At 34.8% G+C, this 4,578-nt stretch carries 3 protein-coding genes and 1 pseudogene; 3 read left to right on the plus strand and 1 reads right to left on the minus strand.

Annotated elements, in window-relative coordinates:
* Both ACIQ2I_RS08095 and ACIQ2I_RS08100 read left to right on the plus strand, forming a co-directional pair.
* Positions 1-134: pseudogene (locus ACIQ2I_RS08095) on the plus strand (FeS assembly SUF system protein); the annotation flags it as partial.
* A 74-nt stretch (positions 135-208) separates the two neighbouring features.
* Entirely contained in the window at positions 209-712 is a 504-nt protein-coding gene (locus ACIQ2I_RS08100; protein WP_396181916.1) for a DUF2480 family protein, read from the plus strand.
* A 157-nt stretch (positions 713-869) separates the two neighbouring features.
* On the opposite strand, the gene hflX is transcribed toward ACIQ2I_RS08100, so the two are convergent.
* Positions 870-2,099, minus strand: a complete 1,230-nt coding sequence (gene hflX, locus ACIQ2I_RS08105; RefSeq protein ID WP_396181917.1) for a GTPase HflX — start codon at positions 2,097-2,099, stop codon at positions 870-872.
* Positions 2,100-2,275: 176 nt separating this feature from the next.
* On the opposite strand from hflX, the gene ACIQ2I_RS08110 reads away from it, so the two are divergent.
* Positions 2,276-4,578 (plus strand): choice-of-anchor J domain-containing protein (locus tag ACIQ2I_RS08110; protein WP_396181918.1); only part of this gene is annotated, 2,303 nt, incomplete at its 3' end.

The raw sequence follows: 4,578 nt of genomic DNA on the forward strand, positions 1-4,578 counted from the left end.
TACCAAAAGAAGTGGAAGAAAAGGTAGCTAAAATTGACACCATAAAATCTTGTGAAGTTGAAATTACTTTTGATCCGCCTTGGAGTAAAGATTTAATGAGCGAAGAAGCTAAATTAGAATTAGGAATGCTTTAAATCAGTTAGCAGTGTTCAGTTTTTAGTAGGCAGTTTTCTGAACACTAATTTCTGAACACTGAACACTACTAGTTATGAGTGAAATAGTAAATAAAGTTGCCAATAGTTCGTTATTAGTTTTCGATTTAGAAGATTATTATCCTGATAATCATGTGATAGCAGTTGATGTATCGCAATGGTTGTTTGGTGGTGTTATTTTGAAAGAAACCGAATTTAGAGCCCAATTGAAAAACACGGATTGGTCTGTTTACCAAGATAAATACGTGGCATTATATTGTTCAGAAGAAGCCATTTTACCCGCTTGGGCGTATGCTTTAGTTGCTGTTTATTTAGCGCCATTTGCTTTAAAAGTAATTCAAGGCTCTAAAGAGTTAGCAATTATAGATTGGTATCAAGACATTTTAAACAAATTAGATTATACAGATTATTTTGAAAAACCTGTTATTTTAAAAGGGTGTTCAAAAAAAGAAGTGCCTAATGAAGTGTACACTTTAGCCATTCAAAAATTAATGAAAGCAGCAAAAAGCATTATGTTTGGAGAAGCTTGTTCCGCAGTACCATTGTTTAAAAAGAAATAATTAGAAAATTAAAATTATTAAAAACCCAGTCAAGTAGCTATTTGACTGGGTTTTGATTTTATAATTTATGTAAGATTCTTTCAGAATGACAAACGTTGTGAGAAATTTTTAAAATTTGAATTTTTTGGAATTTGGAATTTCTATTTTGGAATTTAATCTAATTTTCTTCTTCCTCAATTACATCTTTATAATCCGGATATAAAAATTTATTGTAGGGGAAACGACTAATATGTATAGTTCTTACGGCTTCATATACTTTTTCTCTAAAGGCTTCAAAGTTTTCTTTTTCGGTAGCGGAAATGAATAAGGTATTATTTTCACCTAATTTACTCATCCAGGTATTTTTCCAATCTGCAAGTGAGAAATTTTTGGATGTTTTTTCAATAGATTCGTCACTTTCATCAATTTTCACATATTTGTAAGCGTCAATTTTATTAAAAACCATAATTGTTGGCTTGTCGGCGCTTTTAATATCTAATAAAATTTTATTTACAGCCGCAATATGATCTTCAAATTCAGGATGCGAAATATCAACCACGTGTAAAAGCAAATCGGCTTCTCTTACTTCATCAAGCGTACTTTTAAAAGAATCCACCAATTGGGTAGGTAATTTTCTAATAAAACCAACCGTATCAGAAAGAAGAAAGGGCAAATTTTTAATTACTGTTTTTCTCACCGTTGTGTCAAGCGTTGCAAAAAGTTTATTTTCTACAAATACTTCACTTTTTCCAACGGCATTCATTAAAGTAGATTTTCCCACATTGGTATATCCAACTAAAGCCACACGCACCATAGCGCCGCGATTGCCTCTTTGGGTAGACATTTGCTTGTCTATAATCTTAATTTTTTCTTTTAGTAACGAGATTCTGTCTCTTACAATTCGTCTATCGGTTTCAATTTCTGTTTCACCAGGTCCACGCATACCAATTCCACCTCGTTGCCGTTCTAAGTGTGTCCACATTCCGGTTAATCTAGGGAGTAAATATTGGCATTGTGCTAATTCTACTTGCGTTCTAGCATAAGATGTTTCAGCGCGTTGTGCAAAAATATCTAAGATTAAATTGGTTCTATCTAATACTTTACAATCTAATTCTTTAGTGATGTTTTTTTGTTGAGAAGGCGTTAATTCATCATCAAAAATCACCGAATTGATATCGTATTCTTTGATGTAAGTTTTAATTTCTTCAAGTTTTCCAGTACCTACAAACGTTTTCGGATGAGGTTTATCTGTTTTTTGCCAAAAACGTTTTACTACTTCACCACCAGCAGTAAATGTTAAAAATTCTAACTCATCTAAATATTCGTTAAGTTTTTCTTCGTTTTGGTTTTGAGTGATAAGTCCAACAATAGCAGTCCTTTCAAAGATATGTTTTTCAACTTCTAGCATATATTTTGTAAATATTCACAAAAATAGCCAATAATTTTGAATAAATAACATTGTTGTTTTTTAACGGGTTTTCATGTGTTATATCGAATAATTTTGTAATTCTGCATTATCTTATTACATTTGTTAATAGTAAACATTTCTTAATGCTTAAATAACTTAAACACAAAAATACTATAATGAAAAAACTACTTTTATTATTATTTATGTTTGCAGGATTCAGTGTTTTCGGACAATTATCCGAAAACTTTGAAGGTGCGACATTTCCACCAACTACTGGTATTGGTTGGACAACCTTTGAAACGGGAACAGGTACAGTACAAAGTTGGTCTGCAACCAACTTACCCGCTTTCACCTATGGTGGTGTTGGTCAGTCTGCATTAATTAACAAAGAAAATGTGGCTACAGGTCTAGCAATTGACTGGATGGTTACATCTGCAGTAACCGTTCCTGCAAATGCTCAGTTGCGATTTTATACCAAAACCATAACAACAGGAGTTCAAGGAAGTTTATTTGATATTAAAATTTCCACTACTTCACAAACTAACCCGGCAAGTTTTACCAACCTTATTTCATGGGACGAGGCATCTTTAACTGCTGTATCTAATGTTTATGAAGAGAAAGTTATTGATATACCAGCTACATATCCAGTAGGATCTACTATTTACATTGCCTTTGTAATGACAAACGACAACGGAGATAGATGGTTAATAGACAATGTAAACGTCGTACAAAAATGTAATGCCCCTATTGGCCCATTAGCTACAGCACTTGAAACTACAACCAGTGCACAATTAAGCTGGGGAAATCCTGGAGGAATTACTGCTTGGCAAGTTGAAGTAGTGCCATTTGCAGATCCTTTTACAGGTGTTGCAACGTATACAAACGTAACCACAAATCCATTTATTGCAACAGGCTTATTACCAAATACGCTGTACAAATTTCAGGTTCGTTCTGTATGTACAAGTGGTTTTGCTAGTGATTGGTTTGGCCCAAGAAGTTTTCAAACGGCATCTTTTGGAGATACGTGTGCTGGCCCAATTGTAGTTGGCACTTTGCCTTACCAAACAGTTGACAACACCGCCAATTATTTAGATTTATTTGATACCGCACAACCATTAACCTGTAGTGGTTCAGCTACCAATTATATGGCAGGTAACGATGTATTTTATTCCTATACAGCAACATTTACTGGTAATATTGCTATTTCTTTATCGCCTACCAATGTTAGTTCAAGCATACACGTATACAGTGCTTGTCCTGGAACAGCAGGAGCCACTTGTTTAGCGGGTTTTGCTAATGCTACATCTGGAATTAGAAACATTAATCCATTTCCAGTAGTTACGGGAACTACCTATTATATTATAATATCATCAAGTGCGGCACAACAAACTGTTGGCTACACCTTAACGATACAACAAGTTTTTTGTAACCAACCAACTGCTTTAGCCGCGACAAGTATTACTTCTACTTCTGCTAATTTAACTTGGGCAGCAGCATCAGGCATTACTTCATGGCAATATTCAGTTGGAGCAGCACCATATGGATTACCTACGGGCACTACATTTACTTCAACTACTTCTAACACTACAAATGCTTTTACAGGAATTCCTGGAATCGTTTATCAATATTATGTTAGAGCAGATTGTAATAATGGTAATTATAGTATTTGGACTGGTCCATTCACATTTACATTACCACAAGTGGCTACACCATTAAACTTTACAGATGGCTTAGAAACCTTAACAGGTTGGACATTAAATAATGGGACACAATCTAACAAATGGGCAGTGGGTTCAGCAGTGAATAATGGAGGAACAAAATCGCTATATATAACAGATACCAATGGCGCAACCAATACGTATAACAATACAGCTGCATCAATAGTTCAAGCGTATAAAGATTTTGTAATTCCAGCAGGCGCTACTCAATTGGATTTCACATTTGATTGGCGATCTGTAGGTGAAGTACAAGATTACATTCGAGTTTGGACAGTTCCTTCAACATTTAACCCTACAGCAGGAACACAAATTACACCTGTGGCGAATAGTAGAATAAAAATAGGCCCTGATTTCAATTCTATACCAAACTTTACTACGCAAAACTATACGTTAAACGCTACACCTTATGCGGGTGGAAATATGCGGGTGGTTTTTGAATGGAGAAATAATAATGCAGTTGGCAATCAACCACCAGCAGCAATTGATAATATAAAATTAGATTTGATAACTTGTCCAAAACCAGGCAATTTAACAATTTCAAATATTGGCTATAACTTAGCTCAAGTAAACTGGGCAAATGGCGCAACGGAAACCCAATGGGAAGTTTTAGTTGTACCAGCAGGTTCTGCAGCTCCAACGGCAGCTTCAGTTGGAGTAGTTACTTCTGGCAACCCTTTTTCTATCACTGGATTAACTTCAGTTACTTGTTATGATGTGTATGTAAGAGCAAAATGTTCTGTTACTTCTGTGAGTTTTTGGTC

Origin of the sequence: Flavobacterium sp. (assembly GCF_044368995.1) — a bacterium.
GTDB lineage: Bacteria > Bacteroidota > Bacteroidia > Flavobacteriales > Flavobacteriaceae > Flavobacterium.

What these genes read in the sequence shown, in the direction of transcription:
- ACIQ2I_RS08100 (WP_396181916.1), top strand. Translation starts at nt 209, where the DNA reads ATGAGTGAAATAGTAAATAAAGTTGCCAATAGTTCGTTATTAGTTTTC.
- hflX (WP_396181917.1), bottom strand. Translation starts at nt 2,099, where the DNA reads ATGCTAGAAGTTGAAAAACATATCTTTGAAAGGACTGCTATTGTTGGA.